The organism is Croceicoccus sediminis, assembly GCF_007570835.1.
Classification (GTDB): Bacteria; Pseudomonadota; Alphaproteobacteria; order Sphingomonadales; family Sphingomonadaceae; genus Croceicoccus; species Croceicoccus sediminis.
This window is the reverse complement of the sequence record NZ_SUNC01000004.1, coordinates 119,275-138,860: the sequence shown is the minus strand read 5'-3', so window position 1 is coordinate 138,860 and position 19,586 is coordinate 119,275. Positions and strand designations below refer to the sequence as shown.

21 protein-coding genes and 1 tRNA gene are annotated in these 19,586 nt (G+C 63.2%); 14 read left to right on the top strand and 8 right to left on the bottom strand.

Features of this window, described 5'->3' with window-relative positions; translation table 11 throughout:
- Window positions 1–2 precede the first annotated feature (2 nt).
- The 5 genes from FAX90_RS13755 to FAX90_RS13735 are packed head-to-tail and all read left to right on the top strand — an operon-like array spanning window position 3 to window position 4,252.
- Window positions 3–824 carry a heme-dependent oxidative N-demethylase subunit alpha family protein gene (locus tag FAX90_RS13755; protein WP_144097996.1) on the top strand — a complete coding sequence of 274 codons (822 nt, stop codon included), beginning with the start codon at window positions 3–5 and terminating at the stop codon, window positions 822–824.
- Complete coding sequence (locus tag FAX90_RS13750) at window positions 824–2,863, top strand: acetyl-CoA carboxylase biotin carboxylase subunit (protein ID WP_144097995.1); 2,040 nt, start codon at window positions 824–826, stop codon at window positions 2,861–2,863. Before FAX90_RS13755 ends, FAX90_RS13750 begins: the two co-directional genes overlap by 1 nt.
- Complete coding sequence (locus tag FAX90_RS13745) at window positions 2,864–3,235, top strand: tRNA-binding protein (RefSeq protein WP_144097994.1); 372 nt, start codon at window positions 2,864–2,866, stop codon at window positions 3,233–3,235.
- Window positions 3,236–3,248: 13 nt separating this feature from the next.
- The gene (locus FAX90_RS13740) at window positions 3,249–3,692 is read left to right on the top strand and encodes a DUF488 domain-containing protein (protein WP_144097993.1); all 444 of its coding nucleotides are present in this window, start codon (window positions 3,249–3,251) and stop codon (window positions 3,690–3,692) included.
- A gap of 38 nt (window positions 3,693–3,730) precedes the next feature.
- Complete coding sequence (locus FAX90_RS13735) at window positions 3,731–4,252, top strand: DUF421 domain-containing protein (RefSeq protein WP_144097992.1); 522 nt, start codon at window positions 3,731–3,733, stop codon at window positions 4,250–4,252.
- On the opposite strand, the gene aroB is transcribed toward FAX90_RS13735, so the two are convergent.
- Both aroB and FAX90_RS13725 read right to left on the bottom strand, forming a co-directional pair.
- Entirely contained in the window at window positions 4,227–5,348 is a 1,122-nt protein-coding gene (gene aroB, locus FAX90_RS13730; protein WP_144098221.1) for a 3-dehydroquinate synthase, read from the bottom strand. The genes FAX90_RS13735 and aroB overlap by 26 nt on opposite strands.
- A gap of 5 nt (window positions 5,349–5,353) precedes the next feature.
- On the bottom strand, window positions 5,354–5,989 hold the full coding sequence (locus tag FAX90_RS13725) for a shikimate kinase (protein WP_240704919.1): 636 nt from the start codon (window positions 5,987–5,989) through the stop codon (window positions 5,354–5,356).
- Between the two features lie 110 nt (window positions 5,990–6,099).
- Here FAX90_RS13725 and FAX90_RS16635 point away from each other — a divergent pair, with 110 nt between their 5' ends.
- From FAX90_RS16635 to FAX90_RS13705, 5 genes are all read left to right on the top strand, one after another.
- A complete protein-coding gene (locus FAX90_RS16635; protein WP_170234992.1) occupies window positions 6,100–6,255 on the top strand; it encodes a hypothetical protein in 156 nt (51 codons plus the stop codon).
- Complete coding sequence (locus FAX90_RS13720; RefSeq protein WP_240704918.1) at window positions 6,252–8,180, top strand: hypothetical protein; 1,929 nt, start codon at window positions 6,252–6,254, stop codon at window positions 8,178–8,180. The genes FAX90_RS16635 and FAX90_RS13720 overlap by 4 nt, the downstream gene beginning before the upstream one ends.
- Window positions 8,181–8,193: 13 nt before the next feature.
- Window positions 8,194–9,099, top strand: coding sequence for a tyrosine recombinase (locus FAX90_RS13715; RefSeq protein ID WP_144097991.1), 906 nt, complete (start codon window positions 8,194–8,196; stop codon window positions 9,097–9,099).
- 10 nt (window positions 9,100–9,109) lie between these two features.
- Complete coding sequence (locus tag FAX90_RS13710; RefSeq protein WP_144097990.1) at window positions 9,110–10,078, top strand: acetyl-CoA carboxylase carboxyltransferase subunit alpha; 969 nt, start codon at window positions 9,110–9,112, stop codon at window positions 10,076–10,078.
- 127 nt (window positions 10,079–10,205) lie between these two features.
- A complete protein-coding gene (locus tag FAX90_RS13705) occupies window positions 10,206–11,711 on the top strand; it encodes a M48 family metalloprotease (protein ID WP_144097989.1) in 1,506 nt (501 codons plus the stop codon).
- A gap of 148 nt (window positions 11,712–11,859) precedes the next feature.
- Here the strand turns inward: FAX90_RS13705 and FAX90_RS13700 are convergent, their stop codons facing one another.
- Together FAX90_RS13700 and FAX90_RS13695 are read right to left on the bottom strand one after the other, a co-directional pair.
- Window positions 11,860–12,036 (bottom strand): Flp family type IVb pilin, encoded by a 177-nt coding sequence (locus FAX90_RS13700; protein WP_144097988.1) that lies wholly within the window; start codon window positions 12,034–12,036, stop codon window positions 11,860–11,862.
- A gap of 134 nt (window positions 12,037–12,170) precedes the next feature.
- Window positions 12,171–12,356: a Flp family type IVb pilin gene (locus tag FAX90_RS13695; RefSeq protein WP_144097987.1), complete on the bottom strand. Its 186-nt coding sequence runs from the start codon at window positions 12,354–12,356 to the stop codon at window positions 12,171–12,173.
- A 125-nt stretch (window positions 12,357–12,481) separates the two neighbouring features.
- Between FAX90_RS13695 and FAX90_RS13690 the strand changes: the two genes are divergently transcribed.
- The 4 genes from FAX90_RS13690 to FAX90_RS13675 all read left to right on the top strand — a co-directional run bounded on the left by FAX90_RS13690 (window position 12,482) and on the right by FAX90_RS13675 (window position 15,266).
- Window positions 12,482–12,901 carry a (deoxy)nucleoside triphosphate pyrophosphohydrolase gene (locus FAX90_RS13690; RefSeq protein ID WP_144097986.1) on the top strand — a complete coding sequence of 140 codons (420 nt, stop codon included), beginning with the start codon at window positions 12,482–12,484 and terminating at the stop codon, window positions 12,899–12,901.
- Between the two features lie 56 nt (window positions 12,902–12,957).
- A tRNA-Arg gene (locus FAX90_RS13685) sits at window positions 12,958–13,034 on the top strand.
- A gap of 152 nt (window positions 13,035–13,186) precedes the next feature.
- Entirely contained in the window at window positions 13,187–13,678 is a 492-nt protein-coding gene (locus FAX90_RS13680; RefSeq protein WP_144097985.1) for a hemerythrin domain-containing protein, read from the top strand.
- Between the two features lie 46 nt (window positions 13,679–13,724).
- The gene (locus tag FAX90_RS13675) at window positions 13,725–15,266 is read left to right on the top strand and encodes a phospholipase D-like domain-containing protein (protein WP_144097984.1); all 1,542 of its coding nucleotides are present in this window, start codon (window positions 13,725–13,727) and stop codon (window positions 15,264–15,266) included.
- A gap of 14 nt (window positions 15,267–15,280) precedes the next feature.
- On the opposite strand, the gene FAX90_RS13670 is transcribed toward FAX90_RS13675, so the two are convergent.
- The 4 genes from FAX90_RS13670 to FAX90_RS13655 form a co-directional block, all read right to left on the bottom strand.
- Window positions 15,281–16,180 (bottom strand): hydrogen peroxide-inducible genes activator, encoded by a 900-nt coding sequence (locus FAX90_RS13670; protein WP_144097983.1) that lies wholly within the window; start codon window positions 16,178–16,180, stop codon window positions 15,281–15,283.
- Window positions 16,177–17,379, bottom strand: coding sequence for a ribonuclease D (gene rnd / locus FAX90_RS13665; protein ID WP_144097982.1), 1,203 nt, complete (start codon window positions 17,377–17,379; stop codon window positions 16,177–16,179). The genes FAX90_RS13670 and rnd overlap by 4 nt, the downstream gene beginning before the upstream one ends.
- A gap of 85 nt (window positions 17,380–17,464) precedes the next feature.
- Entirely contained in the window at window positions 17,465–18,433 is a 969-nt protein-coding gene (locus FAX90_RS13660; protein ID WP_144097981.1) for a hypothetical protein, read from the bottom strand.
- Window positions 18,434–18,443: 10 nt separating this feature from the next.
- On the bottom strand, window positions 18,444–19,409 hold the full coding sequence (locus tag FAX90_RS13655; protein WP_144097980.1) for a hypothetical protein: 966 nt from the start codon (window positions 19,407–19,409) through the stop codon (window positions 18,444–18,446).
- Window positions 19,410–19,586: the final 177 nt, after the last annotated feature.

Genomic DNA, 19,586 nt, shown 5'->3' with positions numbered 1-19,586 from the left:
CCATGTCGCTCGGTTTCTCGGTAGAGACGCTGCTTCCCAGCGCACGGGTTTCCGGCCCGCTGCGCATGGGGCTGGTGCGTCTGCCGGAAAGCGAGTGGCTGGCGCGTGCACCGGACCTCGCGCCGCGCGGCGAGGCTTTCGACGCGCATCCCGACAGCGTCATCGTGCTGCCCGAGGCCCGCGAGGCGGAGGCAGAGCTGGCCGCTGTGCTTGGCGTCGATGGCGGTATCGAACAGATCGCCCGCGCCCATTGGGAGGATTTCTGTCTCCTGACCCGCGACGATGCCGGGCGCTGGGTTCTGACCGGCGCGGCCGTTGCCTTTCCGACTGACTGGCACTTGGCCGAAAAGATCGGAAAAGCCATGCTGGCCGTGCACGAGCCGATCGATGGCTACGCCGATCAGCTCTCGACCGCCGTCGACAAGTTCATGGACGGGCTTCGCGCACCGCACATCTTCGGGCGCACCAATGCCTTCGTCATGGCGAACGGCAACTGGCGCTATCTGCCCACCGACATGCAGGAGCAGCGGTTCGCGGGTGTTACCGCCGACAATGCGGACGAACGCCTGTTCGTGCGGTGTGAGCGGGAAACGCTGCGCAAGCTGCCCCGATCGGGCGCCATCGTCTTTACCATCGGCGTCCATGTCGCGCCGCTGGGCACGCTGTCTGATGCCGGTGTCGCGCGGATCGCGCAGTCCATCGAAGGTTTCATGGAGGGCGAGGGCGACCGCCGCGCCGCTCCCCACTACGCAGCGGCGCTGGCCGGCTATGCCGACCGCCGCCTCGATCAATCCAAACCCGGTCCCAGGGAAGAAGCAGCCTGATGTTCAAGAAGATCCTGATCGCCAACCGCGGCGAAATCGCCTGTCGCGTCATCAAGTCCGCGCGCCGCATGGGTATCCAGACGGTTGCCGTCTATTCGGACGCCGACGCCCGCGCGCCCTTCGTCCAGATGGCGGACGAAGCCGTCCACATCGGCCCGGCTCCGGCGGCGGAATCCTACCTGATCGCGGACAAGATCATCGACGCCTGCAAGCAGACCGGAGCCGAGGCGGTTCACCCCGGTTATGGCTTCCTGTCTGAGCGCACTTCGTTCGCAGAGGCACTGGCCGAAGCGGGCATCGAGTTCATCGGCCCCCCGGTGAATGCGATCGCCGCGATGGGCGACAAGATTGAATCCAAGAAACTGGCCCGGGAAGCGGGCGTGAACGTGGTTCCCGGCTTCGTCGGCGAAATCCGCGACACCGAACACGCGGTCGAGATCGCGAACGACATCGGTTATCCGGTGATGATGAAGGCCTCTGCAGGCGGCGGCGGCAAGGGGATGCGCCTTGCCTATTCCGAAAAGGACGTTCGCGAAGGCTTCGAGGCGACCAAGCGCGAGGGCCTCAATTCCTTTGGCGACGACCGCGTCTTTATCGAGAAATTCATCGAGAATCCGCGCCACATCGAAATCCAGATCCTGGGCGATAAGCACGGCAACATCATCTACCTGAACGAGCGCGAATGTTCGATCCAGCGCCGCCACCAGAAGGTCGTGGAAGAGGCCCCCTCGCCCTTCGTCACGCCCGAAATGCGCAAGGCGATGGGCGAACAGTGCGTCGCCCTTGCCAGGGCCGTGGGTTATTACAGCGCGGGCACGGTCGAACTGATCGTATCGGGCGCGGACAAGACCGGACAGTCGTTCTACTTCCTCGAAATGAACACCCGCCTTCAGGTGGAACACCCGGTGACCGAGGCGATTACCGGCGTCGATCTTGTCGAGCAGATGATCAAGGTGGCCGCTGGCGGCGAGCTTGGCTTGAAGCAGGATAACGTGAAGATCGACGGCTGGGCGATCGAAAACCGCGTCTATGCCGAAGACCCCTATCGCGGTTTCCTGCCCTCCACGGGCCGTCTCGTGCGCTATGATCCGCCGGTTCCCGGCTGGAAGGGCGGCATCCGCGGCGTAGAGGAAGGCACCGGCGGTATTCGCGTCGACGACGGCGTCATGGAAGGCGGCGAAGTCTCCATGTTCTATGACCCGATGATCGCCAAGCTGGTGACCTGGGCGCCCACGCGTGACGAGGCGGCGGACCTCCAGATCAAGGCACTCGACGCGTTCGAGATCGAAGGGCTGGGTCACAATATCGATTTCCTGTCGGCCATCATGCAGCATCCGCGTTTCCGTTCGGGCGAACTGACCACCGGCTTCATCGCCGAGGAATATCCCGAAGGCTTCGAAGGCGCGCCTGCGGGCCGCACGCTGCGCACCCGGCTTGCCGCGATCGGCGCATTCGTCGCGGCCGCCTATGCCGATCGCGCCCGCCGTATCGACGGACAGCTCGGCAACCGCCTGCGCCCGCCGGCGAAGTGGAGCGTCAAGATCGACGGCGAGTTCCACAATGCCGAACTTTCCGGAGACACGATTTCGGTCGACGGTGAAGCGGTCGACATGGCGCTTGAATATACGCCGGGTCAGCGCACGCTTGCCGCCGTGTTCGACAGTGATGAGAACGGTGATGGCGGCGAACAGCTGATCGTCCAGATCAAGCCCGTGCCCGCCGGTTTCGAATTCACCACGCGCGGCGCGAAACACGCGCTTCGGATCCTGCCGACCAGCATGGCGAAGTTCGACAAGCACATGATCGAAAAGATCCCGCCGGACATGAGCAAGTTCCTCGTCTGTCCGATGCCGGGTCTGCTGGTGTCGCTGAACGTTGAAGAAGGCGACGAGGTCCAGCTCGGGCAGCCGCTGGCCGTGATCGAGGCGATGAAAATGGAAAACATCCTTCGCGCCGAAAAGGCCGGTGTCGTCGCCAAGGTGAACGCAAAGGCGGGCGACAGCCTTGCAGTCGACGCGATTATCCTCGAACTGGAGTAAATGCACTTACTCCACGACCATACCGCCCCCGCTGCCGACCCGACCGACTTCGACACGTTTCTGAAGATCGATATCCGGGTCGGCACGGTGGTCGGCGCACAGCCTTTCGAAAAGGCGCGCAAGCCCGCTTATATCCTGCAGATCGACTTCGGACCGACCATCGGCACGAAGAAGTCGAGCGCGCAGATCGTTGCCAACTACGCCTGCGACGAACTGGTCGGGCGACAGGTCGCGGCCGTGGTCAATTTCCCGCCGCGCCAGATCGGTCCGATCATGTCCGAAGTGCTGACCTTGGGCTTTGCCGACGACGCGGGCGAGGTGACCCTGTTCGCGCCCGACAAGGCGGTGCCCAACGGTTCGCGCCTGTTCTGACGGCGGTTCGGTGATGGCAAAGCAGGTCTGGACCATCGGGTACGAGCAGGCGACGGTCCCCGCCGTGATCGACGCACTGGTCGCTGCCGGGGTCGAGGTTCTGGCCGACGTGCGGGCCCTGCCGCTTTCGCGAAGGCCCGGTTTTTCAAAGACCGCCCTTGCCGGGGCTGCCCGGGAAGCGGGCATCGAATACCGCCATTTCAAGCCACTTGGCACACCGAAGGAAGGGCGCGAGGCGGCGCGCAAGGGCGACCAAAAGGGGCTGGAGCGGGTCTATTCCGGACAGCTCGAACTGCCCGAAGCACTGGCCGCGGCGGCGCAGCTGCGCGATCTTGCCTCTTCGCGGCGCGTGGCCTTGCTGTGCTTCTGCGGCGATGCGGGCAAATGCCATCGCTCACTTCTCCACGCGGCCATGCTGAGCGATTTCGAAGCAGTGCATCTTATCCCCGCGGCCTGAGGTTCGGACCTATCGCGGCTGCGAAACGTAGAAGCTGCATGTTCATCGGTTCAATCGACGCTTTCCTGCGCATCCTTGCGGCAACGGCCATGGCCTATACCGCCGTTATCGTCATTTTGCGTATCAACGGAAAACGATCGCTGTCGAAACTGAACGCGTTCGATTTTATCGTGACTATCGCGCTCGGTTCCGTCCTTGCCAGCACGATCGTTTCGAAAAGCGTGAAGCTGTTCGAAGGCCTTTTCGCCTTTGCGGTCCTGCTCGCGCTGCAGTACATCGTTTCCAGGACTTCGGCGCATTGGCAGCGGTTTGCCAAGATCGTTCGCAGCGAACCGAAACTGCTGCTGCGCGATGGGCAGTTTCTCGACACCGCCTTGCTGAACGAACGTTTCACGCGGGATGAAGTGATCGCCGAAATCCGCAAGGAGGGTCATGGCCGATACGAGGATATCGCCGCGGTCGTGCTGGAATCGGATGGCAGCCTTTCGGTCATCGCGGACGGCCCATGCGAAAGCTTGACCGTGCTGGGCCCCGTCAACCAGCCGGGTGGTGAGACCTGAGTTCGGCGTCGAGGAAGCTGGCGACGTCGTCGATCTCGACGTCCCTGGCAAGGAAAGTCCGGCCGATGCCGCGCATCAGCAGGAAAGGCAGGGTCCCTGCGTCCATCTTCTTGTCGTGCAGCATGTGATCGGCCAGTCGGCGTCCGCCGCAATCAAGGGCAAGCTCCGCCACTTCGGCCTTCATGTCGCAGGCCATGAAGTGGGCCGCGATCCGGTCTGCCTCGTGCTGCTCCATCAGCCCGCGCCGCACTGAATAGCGGGCGGCCAGAACCATGCCGATGGCGACCGCTTCGCCGTGCAGCAGCGCGCTGGAATAGCCGGTTTCCGCCTCCAGCGCATGGCCGAAGGTGTGACCGAGGTTGAGAAGGGCACGCGTGCCGGTCGTCTCGCGCTCGTCCTCTGCCACAACGCGCGCTTTTGCAGCGACCGAGCGGCTCACCGCCTCGATCCGAGCCTTGGCATCGCCGTTCAGCAGGCCGGGGCCGTTCGTCTCGCACCATGCGAAGAATTCGGCGTCGTCGATCAGTCCGTATTTCACGACTTCGGCATACCCCGCGCGCAATTCGCGCGGCGGCAGGGTGGCCAGCACGTCGGTATCGGCAAGGACCAGCGATGGCTGATGGAACGCTCCGACGAGGTTCTTGCCCATCGGGACATTGATCGCGGTCTTGCCGCCGACACTGGAATCGACTTGCGCCAGCAGCGTCGTCGGCAACTGCACAAAGCCGCAGCCGCGTTTCAGGATCGCGGCGGCAAAGCCGGTGAGGTCGCCGATAACCCCGCCGCCCAGCGCGACGATACGGTCGTTGCGGTCGACCCCTTCGGCGAGCAGGAAATCGACGACTTGCGCCAGCTGCGCCCAGCTTTTCGTCTGCTCTCCGGCGGGAAGGACCAGCCAGCGGGCCTGCTTGCCCACGGCGGCCAGCGCCGCATCGACTTTATCGCGGTAAAGCGCGGCGACCTGCGCGTCGGTGATGACGGGGACGGTGTCCTTGCGCAAGAGCGGGCCGCATTCTTCGCCAAGCCGTTCCAGGAGGCCCGGCCCGACTCGCACTTCATAAGCGCGTCCGGCCAGTTCCACGTCGATCGTGCGCATGTCGCTCATCCCTCGTATTCTTCCAATGCCGCCAGAATGCGCGCAACGCTGGCCATTTGCGGGCCGGCGTCGCTGACGGCGCGGATATGCGCCTGCGCATAGGCCGGGCGTCGTTTTTCCATCAGTTCGGACAGGACTTTGCGCGGGTCCTTGTCGACCAGCAGCGGGCGGGTGTTCTTGCGGCTGACCCTTTCGACCAGCACGTCGATATCGCCGTCGAGCCATACCGCGATCGCCTTGTCCAGGATCATGGCCCGCGTTTCGGGATCGACGAACGCGCCGCCCCCGGTGGCGATCACGGCCGGGCGGCCATGCGTATCCTCGATGATACGGGCGATCACGCGCCGTTCTCCATCGCGGAAATAGGGTTCGCCGAACTTCTCGAAGATCTCGGGGATCGACATCTGCGCCGCTTCGACGATGGCGTCGTCGGCATCGACGAATTTGGTGCCCAGCGCCTGCGCCAGCTTGCGCCCGATGGTCGACTTTCCAACCCCCATCAGGCCGACCAGCACGACCGGGCGATCCAGCCTGCGGGCAAGCCCTGCCAGCGACCGGGCGTCGGGCAGGGCTGCGCTCTCATGCGCCGATGCGTTGTCATTCCCGGTCGAATTGCCGGGCATGGGGTCACTCTGGTCCATTGCAGCCCCGCCTATAGTTGCGCTAGGCGGTCGCGCAAGCGCCATGCCTGCGTCGCAGATGCGGAGATGGCGGGAAAGTTTCGTAGCTGAGCAGGTCGAGAAGGAAATTCATGCGCAAAGCCAAGGGCGTATTGCCGATCCTTGCTCTCGCAATCCTGATCCTGCTCGTCTACGCCTATATCGACGGCGGGCGCGAGGAGCCCCGCTGGATCGAGGAGGAATTGCCGGTGCAGCCAGGACCGGGCGGGTCGGAGAACGGCCAGTGAACCGCCCCGCTAGATTCCAGCGCGCGAAGGACCCGTCGAAGGTCTTTTCCCGCCGCACCCTGTTCGTGGCGGCCTTGCTGGCCGCGGCACCGGTCGTCGCGCTTTCCGCGCAGGACGGGCCGGAATCGCTGCTGCCACCCGGATTCGATGATCCCGCACCGGCCCCGTCGCCCACGCCCGCAACGACGCCGCGTGCGACCCCGGCCCCCGGTTCGTCCCAGTCCGGCGGACAGGCAGCGCCCAGTGTTTCGCAGCCCGTGGTACAGCAAGTGCCGGGCGGTTCTTCGCCTGCGCCTTCCGCTTCGTCCTCTCGCGCCGATGCCGCGCGCCGCCTGCTCGAACGCCTGCCCAGCCTTGACGAGCTTGAGGAGATGGACACCGACGAGATCGACGAGATTCTCGGCCTGAAGCCCACCTTCGACATTCCCGATGCGGCGCGCCGGTCCACCGATGTCGTCGGCATCCTCGCGCCGTCCGAAGGCGGGATGCGCGAAGGATCGCTCGGCAACTACAAGGCGCTTTTCGTACGCCGCGTTCTCGAAGGCACGAAAGGCTCGTTGGTTTCACGCTGGGGGCACATTCTTGTCCGCCGCGCCCTGGCCAGCAGGCTTGCCGCGCCCGAGGGAATGGACGGCGTGGAATTCGCCGCGCTTCGCTCGGGCCTTCTCAACCGCATGGGCGAGGCGACGATCGCGCGCGCCGTCGTTCAGGAAGTCGACACCGCCGACTATTCCCCTGCGCTGATCGCCAGCGCCTACGATTCGTATGTCTCGCTGGGCGATTTCACGGGCGCCTGCCCGATGGTCCGGCTCCACGCCCGCACGCGTGAGGATCGCGAGTGGGAGCTGCTTCGCGGCATCTGCAGCTCCTTTTCGGGCGAAAGCAGCGGCATGGACCGTATCGAACAGCAGCGCCGTCGCAGCGAAGGTACGCAAATCGATTCGTTGTTGGCACAGAAGTACGCAGGTTCCGTCGGCAACACGCGCCGTGCCGTGACGCTGGAATGGGACGATGTCGATGAACTGACCGTCTGGCGTTACGCGCTCGCCACTGCGACCGGCGCGGAAGTGCCAGCCAGCCTGATCGATGCGGGCGGCCCCGATTATCAGCGCCTTGCCGCGATCTCTCCGTCTGTGCCCCTGATCCAGCGCGCCCGCGGTGCGGACTTCGCGGCGGGCGAGGGCATCCTGTCCAGCGCGGCTCTCGTCGATCTTTATTCGCAGATATATTCGGACCCGGAAATCGACGGCGAAGAAGCCTCGCGTGCATCGCTTCTGCGCGAAGCCTATGTCGGAGAGGCGGAACAGCGCCTTGGCGCGATGCGCGACATCTGGGGCGAAAAGGACCTGTCGAAGCGGTTCTATACCCGCCTCGTGTTAACGGCCTATGCCGCCGCGCGCCTGCCGACCGACCCCGCGTTCGAGGCTGATGCCGGCCTGCTGATCGGGGCGATGATGGCCGCCGGGCTCGATACCAGCGCGGTCCGCTGGGGCCAGACCGTTCAGCGCGGAAGCATGGGCTGGGGCATCCTGATGGTCGGCAGCCCGGCGCTTGGCGGAAACGTCAGCGAAGGGGACGTGCGTTCTTTCATCGACGAGGATGACAGCGTGGGGCAGCGCCGCTCGCAGTTCCTCGTGGCGTCGCTGGCAGGGCTTGGGCGAATGGCGCCTGCCAAGTCGAACGAACTGTCCGGCGTGCTGGGTTTCGACCTTGGCCGCGAAACCCGCTGGACCCGCGCGATCGAGCTTGCCGCATCGCGCAACAACCAGGTCCTGGTGACTTATCTCATGGCACTGGGCATGCAGGGCGACAGCTGGTCGCAGATGACGCCGGTGCATCTCTACCACATCGTCAAGGCCCTCGACGAAGTGGGTCTTGAGGCAGAGGCGAGGATGATCGCGGCCGAAGCGGTCACGCGCGCCTGACGCGGCGGCTCGGATGAAGGCACCGGGCATCGATGACTTCCTGTTGATGCTGGCCGCCGAACGCGGGGCCGCGGCCAATACGCTTGCCGCCTATCGGCGCGATCTGGAGGCGGCCGAACTGGAAGTCCCGCTGCTTGCCGATGCGCAGCCTGCCGACCTTTCGGGGCTGGGCAAGGCATGGTCCGAACTTGCACCGTCGAGCCTTGCGCGCCGCTGTTCGGCGCTGCGCCAGTATTTCGGATTTCTCATCGACGAGGGGTATCGCGACGACGATCCGTCGGACGCGCTGCCGCGCCCCCGCATCCGCCGCCCGCTGCCTCGCTTGCTCAGCAAGGAGCAGGTGCTGGCGATGCTCACCCTTGCCGAGGAAGAGGCCGAGGCCGGTACGCCGAACGCGATTCGCATGCTGGCGCTGCTCGAAATGCTCTATGGGTCCGGCCTGCGCGCGACGGAACTCGTCTCGCTCACGTTGGACAGCGTGCCGCGCGATGCGCCCTTGCTGACGATTGTCGGCAAAGGCGGGCAACAGCGCATGGTCCCGGTGTCGGGCCGCGCCCGTGCTGCGATGGCGCGATGGCTGGAGGTGCGGCCCAAGGGCGGGCGATACGTCTTCCCCTCACGCGGCAAGCATATTAGTCGGATTCGCCTGTTCCAGATGCTCCGTGAACTGGCGGGCAGGGCCGGCCTGCCGCCCGAATCGGTCAGCCCGCACGTCCTGCGCCATGCCTTTGCGACCCATCTGCTGGAGGGCGGGGCCGATCTTCGCGTATTGCAGACCCTGTTGGGCCATGCCGATATCGCAACGACCCAGATTTACACCCACGTCGATTCGGCGCGGCTCGTCGAACTGGTGAATGCGCGCCATCCTCTGGGCAGAGCGGCGTCCATCCCACTTGCCCCGCCCGCGAAGGACGACTAGCGAAACTGCGATGACCAGTTATCTCGAATTCGAAAAGCCGCTGGCAGAGCTTGAGCGCCGCATTTCAGAGCTGCGCACTGCTGCCGATCAGGATGATGTCGCCGTCGATATCGACGCGGAAGTCGCACGCCTTGAAAAAAAGGCGAGGGATCAGCTTGCCTCGATCTACAAGTCGCTGACGCCCTGGCAGAAGACGCAAGTTGCCCGGCACCCTTCGCGCCCGCATTTCGGCGATTACATCGCACACGCCTTCACCGATTTCGTGCCCTTGGGCGGGGACCGCGCCTTTGCCGACGATCAGGCGATTATCGGCGGGTTCGCGACGCTGGATACGCCCGATGGCGGCGTGAAGGTGATGGTGATCGGCCATGAAAAGGGCAACGACACGCAGTCGCGGCTCAAACACAATTTCGGCATGGGCAAGCCGGAAGGCTACCGCAAGGCGATCCGCCTGATGGAAATGGCCGGAAAGTTCGGCCTTCCGGTCGTTACGCTGGTCGATACCTCGGGCGCATTTCCGGGGGTCGAGGCGGAGGAGCGCGGCCAGGCAGAGGCTATCGCCCGCGCCACCGAGGCGTGTCTCAACCTGCCTGTCCCGATGGTCGCGGCCATCGTGGGTGAGGGCGGTTCCGGCGGCGCGGTCGCGTTGGCCAGCGCGGAACGTGTCCTGATGATGGAAAATGCCGTCTATTCGGTGATCAGCCCCGAAGGCTGCGCTTCCATCCTGTGGCGCACGGCCGAAAAGGCACCCGAGGCGGCAGAGGCGATGCGCGTCACTGCACAGGACCTGAAGCAGCTTGGCGTCATCGATTCGATCGTGCCCGAACCGCTTGGTGGGGCGCACCGCGATCCGGTGGCAGCGGCAAAGGCGCTGGGCAAGGCGATTGCCGATGAACTGGGCAAGCTTTCGGGCATGGGCGCGGACAAATTGCGCGATGCGCGTGCCAGCCGTTTCCTGAAGATTGGCTCTCTGGCCTAAGCCCTTTTACAGGGCCTTCGGGAACAAACCCCCGGCATCTCCGGTTTTTATCCTCGAACGAGGGGACGTTCGTCGACTGTCGTAGAGGCGGCGGCTCCTCTCAACATATTCGATCGAGGAGCCGAAGATGCCGATCCCGTCCACCAAGAAAAATTCCAACAGGCGCAGTCGTTTCGCCGCCCTTGCTTCTGCCGGGGCGCTTGCGCTTGCCCTTGGCGGCTGCGCGGCAACGTCCACCGCGCCGGTCGTGCCGGGTCAGGCCGCACAGATGAGCGCCGAGGAACGCCAGCTTGGCGCAGAAGCACATCCGCAGCTTCTGGCCGAATTCGGCGGGGCCTATACCGGCCCCCAGGCGGCTTACGTCGAACAGGTGGGCAAGAACATCGCCATGCAGTCCGGGCTGGGTGATGCGCGGACGGCCTTTACGGTCACGCTGCTGAATTCGCCGGTCAACAACGCCTTCGCCATCCCCGGCGGGTATATCTACACCACCCGCGAACTCGTCGCGCTCATGGACAACGAGGCCGAACTGGCCGGCGTTCTGGGCCACGAAGTCGGCCACGTCGCCGCCCGCCATTCGCAGCAGCGCCAGAAGGCTGCGCAGCAGAACTCTATCCTTGGTGCCGTCGGTGCGATTCTCTCGGGCGTCCTGTTCGGCAACAGCCAGATCGGCCAGCTTGGCCAGCAGCTTGCCATGCAGGGCTCGCAGCTCCTGACGCTCAAATACTCGCGCAGCCAGGAAATCCAGGCCGACGATCTTGGCATCGCTTACCTTTCGAACGCCGGTTACGATCCGCGTGCCATGGCGACCGTCTTGCAGAGCCTTGCGGCGCAGAACGCTCTCGATGCGCAGCGCATGGGATCTTCGAATCAGGTGCCCGAATGGGCATCGACGCACCCTGATCCGGCAAGCCGCGTAAACCGCGCTTTGCAGGAAGCGCAGGGACTTCCGGGCAACGTACTCAACAAGGACACTTTCCTGACGCGAATCGACGGCATGATGTACGGCGACGACCCGAAGCAGGGTGTGGTCGAGGGGAACACGTTCATCCACCCCGTCTACAAGTTCAAGTTCAGCGTCCCGAGCGGCTATTTCATGGTCAACGGCACCCGCGCGGTTTCGATCAGCGGTCAGTCTGGCAAGGGCCAGCTGTCGGCCGGGGCCTACAACGGCGACATGAACACTTATATTCAGAACGCTTTCAATGCGTTGACTGACGGTCAGCAGAAGATCACGCCGTCGTCGATACAGCGCACCACCGTCAACGGCATCCCGGCAGCTTACGGCACGGCCCGGGTCGATTCGGGGAATGGAGCGGTCGATGTCACCGTTTTCGCATACGAATTTTCCAACTCGCAGGCCTTCCACTTCGTGACGATCACGCAGGCGGGCAATGCGGGCGTGTTCAATTCGATGTATTCCAGCATGCAGCGCATCAACGACACGCAGGCCGCAGCGGTCAAGGCGCGCAAGATCGATGTCGTGACTGTCAGGTCGGGCGACACCCTGTCGTCGTTGGCAAGCCGCATGGCTTACGACGACTACAAGATGGAACGCTTCCTGGTGCTCAACTCGCTGGACAGCAACAGCACGCTTCAGGCGGGACAGAAGGTCAAGATCGTCACTTACTGACGGGCGATCCCTTAAAAACGAAAAGGGCGCGATGGCCGATGCCGTTGCGCCCCTTTTCTTTGTGGCCCGGACAGGAACGCCAGGGCCAAACGCAAAGCGGGCGGCAGTTTCCTGCCGCCCGCTCGCTCAAGAACGGTAGAACCGTCTATTAGCCGCCGTTTGCGGTCGTCAGAGCCGTTTCGACGGTGCCGAACGTTTCGTTCAGTTCCGAACCAACGGCGGTCAGGGTCGCGATGCAGGCAACTGCGATGAGAGCAGCGATCAGGCCGTATTCGATTGCGGTCGCGCCGGATTCGTCAGCGATGAGGTTCTTGAAAAACTGCATGGTAGGTCTCCTGGTTCAAATTTATTTACGTTCACCCTGCTCTCATCAAGTTCTGGCGAATTTTACTTCGGTGCCCCCAGTTCCTGTTTCGAGCGTTTACTTGCCTAAGTGCTATTCCTGAATAATACGTAAACCTAACCGGCTTTTTGCATTGCTTCAGTCGCGCTGTCGGCAACATAGGTCCACATGTTGTTGGTAGCGCCCGCAACGCCATTGAGGCCCACCATCATGGCGATGCCGATGAGCGCGACGATCAGGCCATATTCAATGGCAGTCGCCCCGTTCTCGTCGTCGCGAAATTTTGCGATGGTGGTCAACATTGGTTCCGGGCCTTTTCCTGTGGTCCGTCACCGAGAATGGGGCCGAGTTCTTAAATTTTGGTTGAGAGCGTGAGCAGCATTGAAAAAATCTCCGACAGTCCGTCCCGGTAAACAGGGGTGAAACCATGTTAGTCGTTGCCGCAGCGTTGTTAGACGGGTCGGGCCGCGCGCTTATGCATTGCCGTCCGCTGGACAAGCACCACGGCGGTTTGTGGGAGTTTCCGGGGGGAAAGGTCGACGAAAACGAATCGCCTGCTGATGCGCTTTGCCGCGAATTGCACGAGGAACTGGGTATTGCTGTCGATCCGGGCGATCTTGACCCGCTTTCCTTCGTAGCTGGCCCTCCGCCACGTGGTGCTACAGCGCCGATTGTAATTCTTCTTTACACATGCCGCCGCTGGACCGGCGCGCCGCACGCGATCGAAGGTGAGGGGATAGCGTGGTGCGATCGTGCCGGTTGCGAAGCGCTGGACCTTGCTCCGCTCGACAGGGTTTTGCTGGCCCAGCCGCAGAGCGAGAGATTATTTCACTCTTTTGAAAAATAACCCGCGTTGGGGGCTTGCCAAGATTGGACCCCCCGCCTAAATGCCGCCTCCACAGCGCGCCCGTAGCTCAGCTGGATAGAGCACCAGACTACGAATCTGGGGGTCAGAGGTTCGAATCCTTTCGGGCGCGCCAACACATCGCCCCGCTTGCCAACCGGCAGGCGGGGCGTCGTGCTTTTCGGGGTATGTCGCTCGCGCGCGCAACTGAATCGCCCTCTGGCCGGAACCGCACAGGCCGCATCCGGTTATTCCTGCAAACGCATCATCTATCGCAGGAGTATACCCGTGGCCGACGCATCCGGCATTTTCGACCGTCTCAAGGAAGACCACGACAAGCATCGCGATCTTCTCAAGAAAATGGCTAAGACAGAAGGGGCGAGCGAGGAGCGTTCGGACCTGCTCGAAGAGTTCACGGTCGAAGTGAAAAGCCACGCCGCGGCCGAGGAGCAAGCGCTGTACTCGACCATGATGCGCAAGCCGGAAACCACGAGCGACACGCGTCACTCGGTGGCCGAGCATCACGAGATCGAGGAAATGCTCAACGATCTCGCCGCGACCGACATGAGTTCGAGCGCATGGCTGGCCAAGTTCAAGGATCTTCGCCACCGGTACGAGCATCATATCGACGAGGAAGAGGACGATCACTTTCCAGACTTCGAGAAACACCTGACCGACGCAGATTTGGCGCACATGCGTTCGGTATTCCAGCGCCGCAAGGAAGCGGAATGCGGCGAGCAGGAGGTGACGCCCGAAAAGATGGAAGACGCGAAGGACTAAGGCTGCGCACCGCTATCAAGGCCGGTTCGCCTCGCCAGGAGGTAGCATGACAGATACGACGGTTCGTCCGGACCACTCGGACGTCCCGGCCAGCATCGAAGAAGATGGCCCCGGGTCGGATTTCGCCAAGAGCACCGAGCCCGGGGTCTGGCGATTCGCGCATGCCGAAAAGGCGCGCGTCATCGTCGATGCGGCCGACTATTTCACGGTCATGCAGGACGTGATGATGCGCGCGCAAAAACGCATTTTCCTGATCGGGTGGGATTTCGACACGCGGATCGCGCTGGGCCGTGGTCGGCGCTGGTGGCAATTCCTGCCCCGTAGCCGCCCGCCGCGTCGGCTGGGTCGTTTCATCGTCTGGCTGGCGAATCGCAACCCCGAGCTTGAAATCTATGTTCTGAAATGGAATTTCGGCGCGGTGAAGATGTTCTTCCGCGGCAGTATGCTGGCCGACATGTGGCGCTGGTACAAACACAAGCGCATCCATTTCAAATTCGACGCGGCTCATCCGGTCGGTTGTAGCCACCATCAGAAGATCGTGATCGTCGACGATCATTTCGCCGTTTGCGGCGGTATCGACATGACCGCCGACCGTTGGGACACGCGCGAACATCTTGACGACAATCGCCTGCGCCGCGAACCGGGCGGCGGCACGTACATGCCCTGGCACGACGTGACGATGCTGGTCGAAGGGGATATCGCCCGCGCGCTGGACGATCTGGGGCGCAAGCGCTGGAACATCGCCAGCGGCAGCGATCTTGAACCGGTGGCGGCACAGCCGAACAGCGTCTGGCCAGAGGGGCTGGAGCCGAGCTTCGACAACATCATGCTCGGCGTGTCGCGGACCCGCGCCTCGTTTCAGGATTACGATGAGATCCGCGAGATCGAGGAGCTTTTCATCTCGCTGATCATGCGGGCCAAGAACTTCATATATGCCGAGAGCCAGTATTTCGCCTCACGCAAGATCGGCGAGGCGATTGCCGCACGCATGGCCGAGGAGAATCCGCCCGAAATCGTGTTGGTGAACCCGGAGGAGGCCGACGGCTGGCTTGAACAGCAGGCGATGGACACCGCCCGTGCGCGCCTGCTGAAGGCGATCGGCAAAGTCGACAAGAACAAGAAATTCCGCGTCTACACCCCGCGCACGGCGGCCGATAATCCGATCTATGTCCATGCAAAGGTCATGATCGTCGATGACGAGATCATGAAAATCGGCTCGGCAAATATGAACAACCGGTCGCTGGGTCTCGATTCGGAATGTGACCTGTTGCTCGATGCGACCCGGTTCGGGAACGAGGACGAGGTCGAGAAGATTCGCCGCCTGCGTTATTCCCTGCTGGCCGAACATTGCGGGTTGGACGAGGACGAGGTCGGCCCGCTGTTGGAAAAATATGGTTCGATGCATGCGATGATCCAGAACCACCCGCAGCCCGGCCGCGCCTTGCGGCTCTACAAGATTCCTGACCTCAACGGCGTCGAGAAGGCGATGGCCGACGGAGAGTTACTCGACCCCGAAAGCGCCGAAGACATGTTCGAACCGATCAGCGAGCGCAGGGGCCTCTTTCGCCGTATCCGAAAGCCCAGATAGCCTTTCGGCCGATCTCAGCCCTCGCGCAATTCGCTGGCGAGGAGTTGAAACTCTTCGGCACGCGGGCTGCCCTTGCGCCAGACGAGCGCGATTTCGCGGCTCGCGTTATCGGACTGCAGCGGGCGTGCGGTGACGTCGGTATCGTGCAGGATGCCCGCGTCGAGCGCCATCTTGGGCAGCATCGTCAGGCCAAGCCCGTTGTCGACCATCTGAACCAAAGTATGCAGCGACGTGCCGATCATCGTGGCACTGGCGCGCATTTCGGGCCGATTGCACGCAGCAAGGGCATGTTCCTTGAGGCAGTGGCCATCCTCGAGCAGCATAAGGCGCGCTTCGTCGATCATGGACGGCGGCACTTCCTTGGGCGGATCGCGCGGATCGTCCTTGGGAAAGGCGACATAAAGCGGATCGTCGCAGATTTTCGCGACTTCTACCTCGCCGGTGGGGAAGGGCAGGGCCAGCAGCACGCAGTCCGCCCGTCCGTGATGCAGCGATTCGATGGCGTCCGCGCTCGGCTCCTCGCGAAGGAACAGCTTCAGCCTGGGCCGTTCCTTGCGCAGGCGGGGCAGGATGCGCGGTAGAAGGAAGGGGGCGATGGTCGGAATGACACTCATTCGCAATTCACCGCAAAGGGGCTGGCCTGCCGACTGCACGAGGTCGGAAAGCTCCTCCGCCTCGCGCAGCAGGCGGTGGGCCTTGGCCACGACCTGTTCGCCAAGCGGCGTGAAGCGGACCACGCGGCGCGTTCTTTCGACCAGCGTCACGCCCAGCAGCGATTCGAGTTCGCGAATACCGGCCGAAAGCGTCGACTGCGATACGAAGCACGATTCGGCCGCGCGCCCGAAATGCCCATGTTCATGCAGCGCAATGAGGTACTGCAACTGCTTGAGCGTGGGCAGGTAGCTCGCGCTCACGCTTCCTGGTTCTCCGGGGTCGGAACGATGGGCTCTTCGCCGATACGGGCGATCTTGAGGCGGCCGTTCTCAACCCCGAAACCAAGCTTGCCTTCGACGAGATCGAGCGCGTCGCGACCGAATTCCTCGAACCGCCAGCCTTCGAGCATGGGCAAGTCCTTGCGTACACCGGCGGCCAGTTGTTCCATGTCGTCCGACCGGGCGATAAGCCGCGCGGCAACGTCGATTTCGCGGGCGCGGATCTTCAGCAGCAGTTTCAGAAGGTCGGCGACGAGTGCGCCTTCCTTGCCCAGCGGTGCGCCGCGCTTGCGTTCGGGCATTTCGTCTGCCGGAAGCGGTTCTGCACTTTCGAGGATCTTCATCAGGCGCTTGCCGATGTCGTTGTCCTTCCATCCGTTCGAAAGGCCGCGCACCTTGGCAAGGTCAGCCTGTTTCTTCGGCGGGTGGCTGGCAAGGTCGGCCAGCGTTTCATCACGCATGATGCGACCGCGCGGGATGTCCTTGTCCTGCGCCTCGCTCTCACGCCAGGCGGCCAGTGCCTTGAGCCGGCCCAGCATCTGCGGATTGCGTCCCGATGCGCGAACGCGGTGCCACAAGGTGGTGGGATCGGTGGCGTAGTTCGCCGGATCGGCCAGCCGCTCCATTTCGTGGTTCAACCATGCGCCACGGCCGGTCTTGACCAGCTTTTTCAGCATCTTGGGGAAGATCTTCGAAAGGTAGGTCACGTCACCGACGGCGTATTCCAGCTGCCGCTCAGTCAGGGGGCGGCGGGACCAGTCGGTAAAGCGTGCGCCCTTGTCGACAGAGGTGCCGAGCCACGATTCGACCAGATTCGAATATCCGATCTGCTCCGACTGGCTGATCGCCATCATCGCGATCTGCGTGTCGAAGATCGGATGCGGCGTCTTGCCCGTCAGGTTATAGATGATTTCCACGTCCTGACCGCCCGCGTGGAAGACCTTCAGAACGTTCTCGTTGTCGGTCAGCAGGTCGAGCAGCGGCTTGAGATCGATGCCAGCGGCCAGCGGATCGATCGCGGCAGCTTCCTTGCCGTCGGATATCTGGACGAGGCAGAGCAGCGGCCAATACGTGGACTCGCGCATGAATTCGGTGTCGACGGCGACGAAATCCGCATCGGCAAAGCGGTCGCAGATGGCGCGAAGTTCATCGGTTGACGTGATCAGGTCATGTATTTTCATCGAGATGGCGCATTAGTGCACAGGCTCGCCTCATTCAACGGCGCATCCACTGTCGTGCCCCGTTTTCCGGCATTTTTTGACCGTTTCAGGCCGAGCGACGGAAGAGGCGGCCGAAAAGGCTCGTCCGCTCGTTCGCCTCGACCGCCACGACGGCATCGGCGACATCCGCGCTGGCTTCCTCCGCTTCTCTGACAAGCTTGTGGCGAAGCGAGCGGCCCGAGACGTGATCGGTTTCCGGCGTAAAGCGATAGCCCGCGTTCGGGCGAACCGGGGCCAGGGTGGCGAGCGAGGTGAACAGCGCCTCGTCCGTATCGCCCGATTCCGCCTGGGCATCGGTCGCCTCCTCATATTCGGCCCGCGTGGTGACGGGGGCGTCGAACCACGGATAGTCGTCGTTGCTGCCGACCAGCACGACCATGGCGCGCGGCAAGCCTTTTTCCTCGACCGCGCGGGCGACCGCCATGTGCAGCAGGACCGCGGTGCGCATCGCGCTGAGGCGCGGCGCGTCATAATCGGGCAGTTCCGTCAGTTCGCCCGCTTCGAGATGGGGCAGCACCGCATGATAGCGGCCATAGATCGCATCGAGGCCGGTCACGCCGATTTCGTGGTCGTTGTGATCGAACCCGCCCCGCCAGCGCGGACCGGCACGGCCATATGCGGCGTTGATGGCGGCGCGGTCGCTGGCGGAGAAGGCGAACACTTCGTCGCAGTAATAGGCCGTTTCCAGGACGGGGTGCAGGTTCATCCCGTCATCGGGCTTGTTGTCGAACTGGTCGGGATTGCAGAAATCGATGCCGATCGCGCTGATCGGCTGGCCATGCATGTCGAGCGAATCGATCGTTGCCGCCAGCTTGTCCCAGCCGGTGATCGCCACGTCTTCGGGTGCGAGCGAGAGGGCGAGGGCGGCAAAGGGCCGCTCGGCAATCTCGGCCAGACGCGCGTCGACGGCGGCAAGGGCCTGGTCGGGCTTGCCTTCGCGCAGCATCATCTCGACCTTCAGGCGGAACCGGCGTTCCTCTTCTTCGGTGGCGAAAAGCTGACTGGCAAAGACCATCCGATTCTCCTCAGGCGCTGCGCTTCAAGAGCTTGTTGAGCAGGCCGCCGAAGCCGCCGGGCGCGTGGTCGTTCGCAGCCTCCTGCTCAGGTTCCGCTTCGCGCAGGCGCTTGCGCAGCGAGGCGCCGGACAGCTGTTCCTCGCCCGGAACGCTTGCGAAGGGATCGTAATCGTCGGGAATGGGCGCCAGTTGCAGCGGCGCGAACATGGCATCGTAATTGCCGCAATCGTCCTCTTCGCCTTCGGCATCGAGCATGTCCTCGTATTCGAGGCGCGTGACGACGGGGGCGTCGTAGAACGGGAAGCTTTCGTTGTTGCCGACGAGAAGCGTCATCGGGCGCGGCATGCCGCGGCCTTCCGCGGTTGCCTTGATGGCCTGGTGCACGCGCACGGCGATAAAGGCCGATGCGATCGCGGCCGCGTCCTGTTCCATCGCGTCTTCGTGGTCATCCGCGCGGCACGCCTTCTGCGCCAGCAGAACTTCGCCGTAGATGCCGCCGAGTCCGCGCACGCCGATGGTGGAATCGACGTTCTCGAAATGGCCGTGCCACGGTGCGCCTTGCTGGTTGTAGGCTTCCAGCATGGTGTCGCGGTCGGACGCGGTGAACTTGTAGAGGCTGTCGGTGTAATAGACCGTGTCGATGTCCGGTTCGTAGAAATTGCCGTGCTTTTCTTCCAGCTGCGGCATTTCGAAGGGGGCGGAGATATCGATGCTGACGGCGGTGATCGGGCGATTGGGGCGGTCCAGTTTCTCCAGCTTGGACGAAAGCTGTTCCCAGCCGACGATGCGAACCGCGCTTACCGGGACCTTGATGCACAGCTTGGCAAGCTCGTTGCCCTCGTCGGCAAGATCGCCGAGCTGGCTTTCCAGGATGCCCGCCGCAACGTCCGGCTGACCGCGACGCAACAGCGCCTCAACGTCGCTGAGGAACGCGAAAAGCTCGTCCTCGCTGCCGAAAATGTTGCTCGCAAACATGCATGGCCCCTTAATCCATCTGCCAAGGGTTCTAACGGGGCGATGGTTAAGAAGAGTTTTAGCGACAGGCTTGAAATGCCGTTTACCATGTGCGGCTCGTGAAACCGCCTCTGGAAATCCCCTTCGGCATGGCCTAGGGGCGGCGCCAATCCATTCATTTTCGATTATCCGAGCGTA

Bases quoted from the DNA above. Each gene is read 5' to 3' on its own strand.
- FAX90_RS13675 (WP_144097984.1), top strand. From the start codon at position 13,725: ATGACAGATACGACGGTTCGTCCGGACCACTCGGACGTCCCGGCCAGC.
- FAX90_RS13715 (WP_144097991.1), top strand. From the start codon at position 8,194: ATGAAGGCACCGGGCATCGATGACTTCCTGTTGATGCTGGCCGCCGAA.
- FAX90_RS13710 (WP_144097990.1), top strand. From the start codon at position 9,110: ATGACCAGTTATCTCGAATTCGAAAAGCCGCTGGCAGAGCTTGAGCGC.
- FAX90_RS13740 (WP_144097993.1), top strand. From the start codon at position 3,249: ATGGCAAAGCAGGTCTGGACCATCGGGTACGAGCAGGCGACGGTCCCC.
- rnd (WP_144097982.1), bottom strand. From the start codon at position 17,379: ATGAAAATACATGACCTGATCACGTCAACCGATGAACTTCGCGCCATC.
- FAX90_RS13690 (WP_144097986.1), top strand. From the start codon at position 12,482: ATGTTAGTCGTTGCCGCAGCGTTGTTAGACGGGTCGGGCCGCGCGCTT.
- FAX90_RS16635 (WP_170234992.1), top strand. From the start codon at position 6,100: ATGCGCAAAGCCAAGGGCGTATTGCCGATCCTTGCTCTCGCAATCCTG.
- FAX90_RS13700 (WP_144097988.1), bottom strand. From the start codon at position 12,036: ATGCAGTTTTTCAAGAACCTCATCGCTGACGAATCCGGCGCGACCGCA.
- FAX90_RS13755 (WP_144097996.1), top strand. From the start codon at position 3: ATGTCGCTCGGTTTCTCGGTAGAGACGCTGCTTCCCAGCGCACGGGTT.
- FAX90_RS13705 (WP_144097989.1), top strand. From the start codon at position 10,206: ATGCCGATCCCGTCCACCAAGAAAAATTCCAACAGGCGCAGTCGTTTC.
- FAX90_RS13660 (WP_144097981.1), bottom strand. From the start codon at position 18,433: ATGGTCTTTGCCAGTCAGCTTTTCGCCACCGAAGAAGAGGAACGCCGG.
- FAX90_RS13725 (WP_240704919.1), bottom strand. From the start codon at position 5,989: ATGGACCAGAGTGACCCCATGCCCGGCAATTCGACCGGGAATGACAAC.
- FAX90_RS13655 (WP_144097980.1), bottom strand. From the start codon at position 19,409: ATGTTTGCGAGCAACATTTTCGGCAGCGAGGACGAGCTTTTCGCGTTC.
- FAX90_RS13695 (WP_144097987.1), bottom strand. From the start codon at position 12,356: ATGTTGACCACCATCGCAAAATTTCGCGACGACGAGAACGGGGCGACT.
- FAX90_RS13745 (WP_144097994.1), top strand. From the start codon at position 2,864: ATGCACTTACTCCACGACCATACCGCCCCCGCTGCCGACCCGACCGAC.
- aroB (WP_144098221.1), bottom strand. From the start codon at position 5,348: ATGCGCACGATCGACGTGGAACTGGCCGGACGCGCTTATGAAGTGCGA.
- FAX90_RS13735 (WP_144097992.1), top strand. From the start codon at position 3,731: ATGTTCATCGGTTCAATCGACGCTTTCCTGCGCATCCTTGCGGCAACG.
- FAX90_RS13750 (WP_144097995.1), top strand. From the start codon at position 824: ATGTTCAAGAAGATCCTGATCGCCAACCGCGGCGAAATCGCCTGTCGC.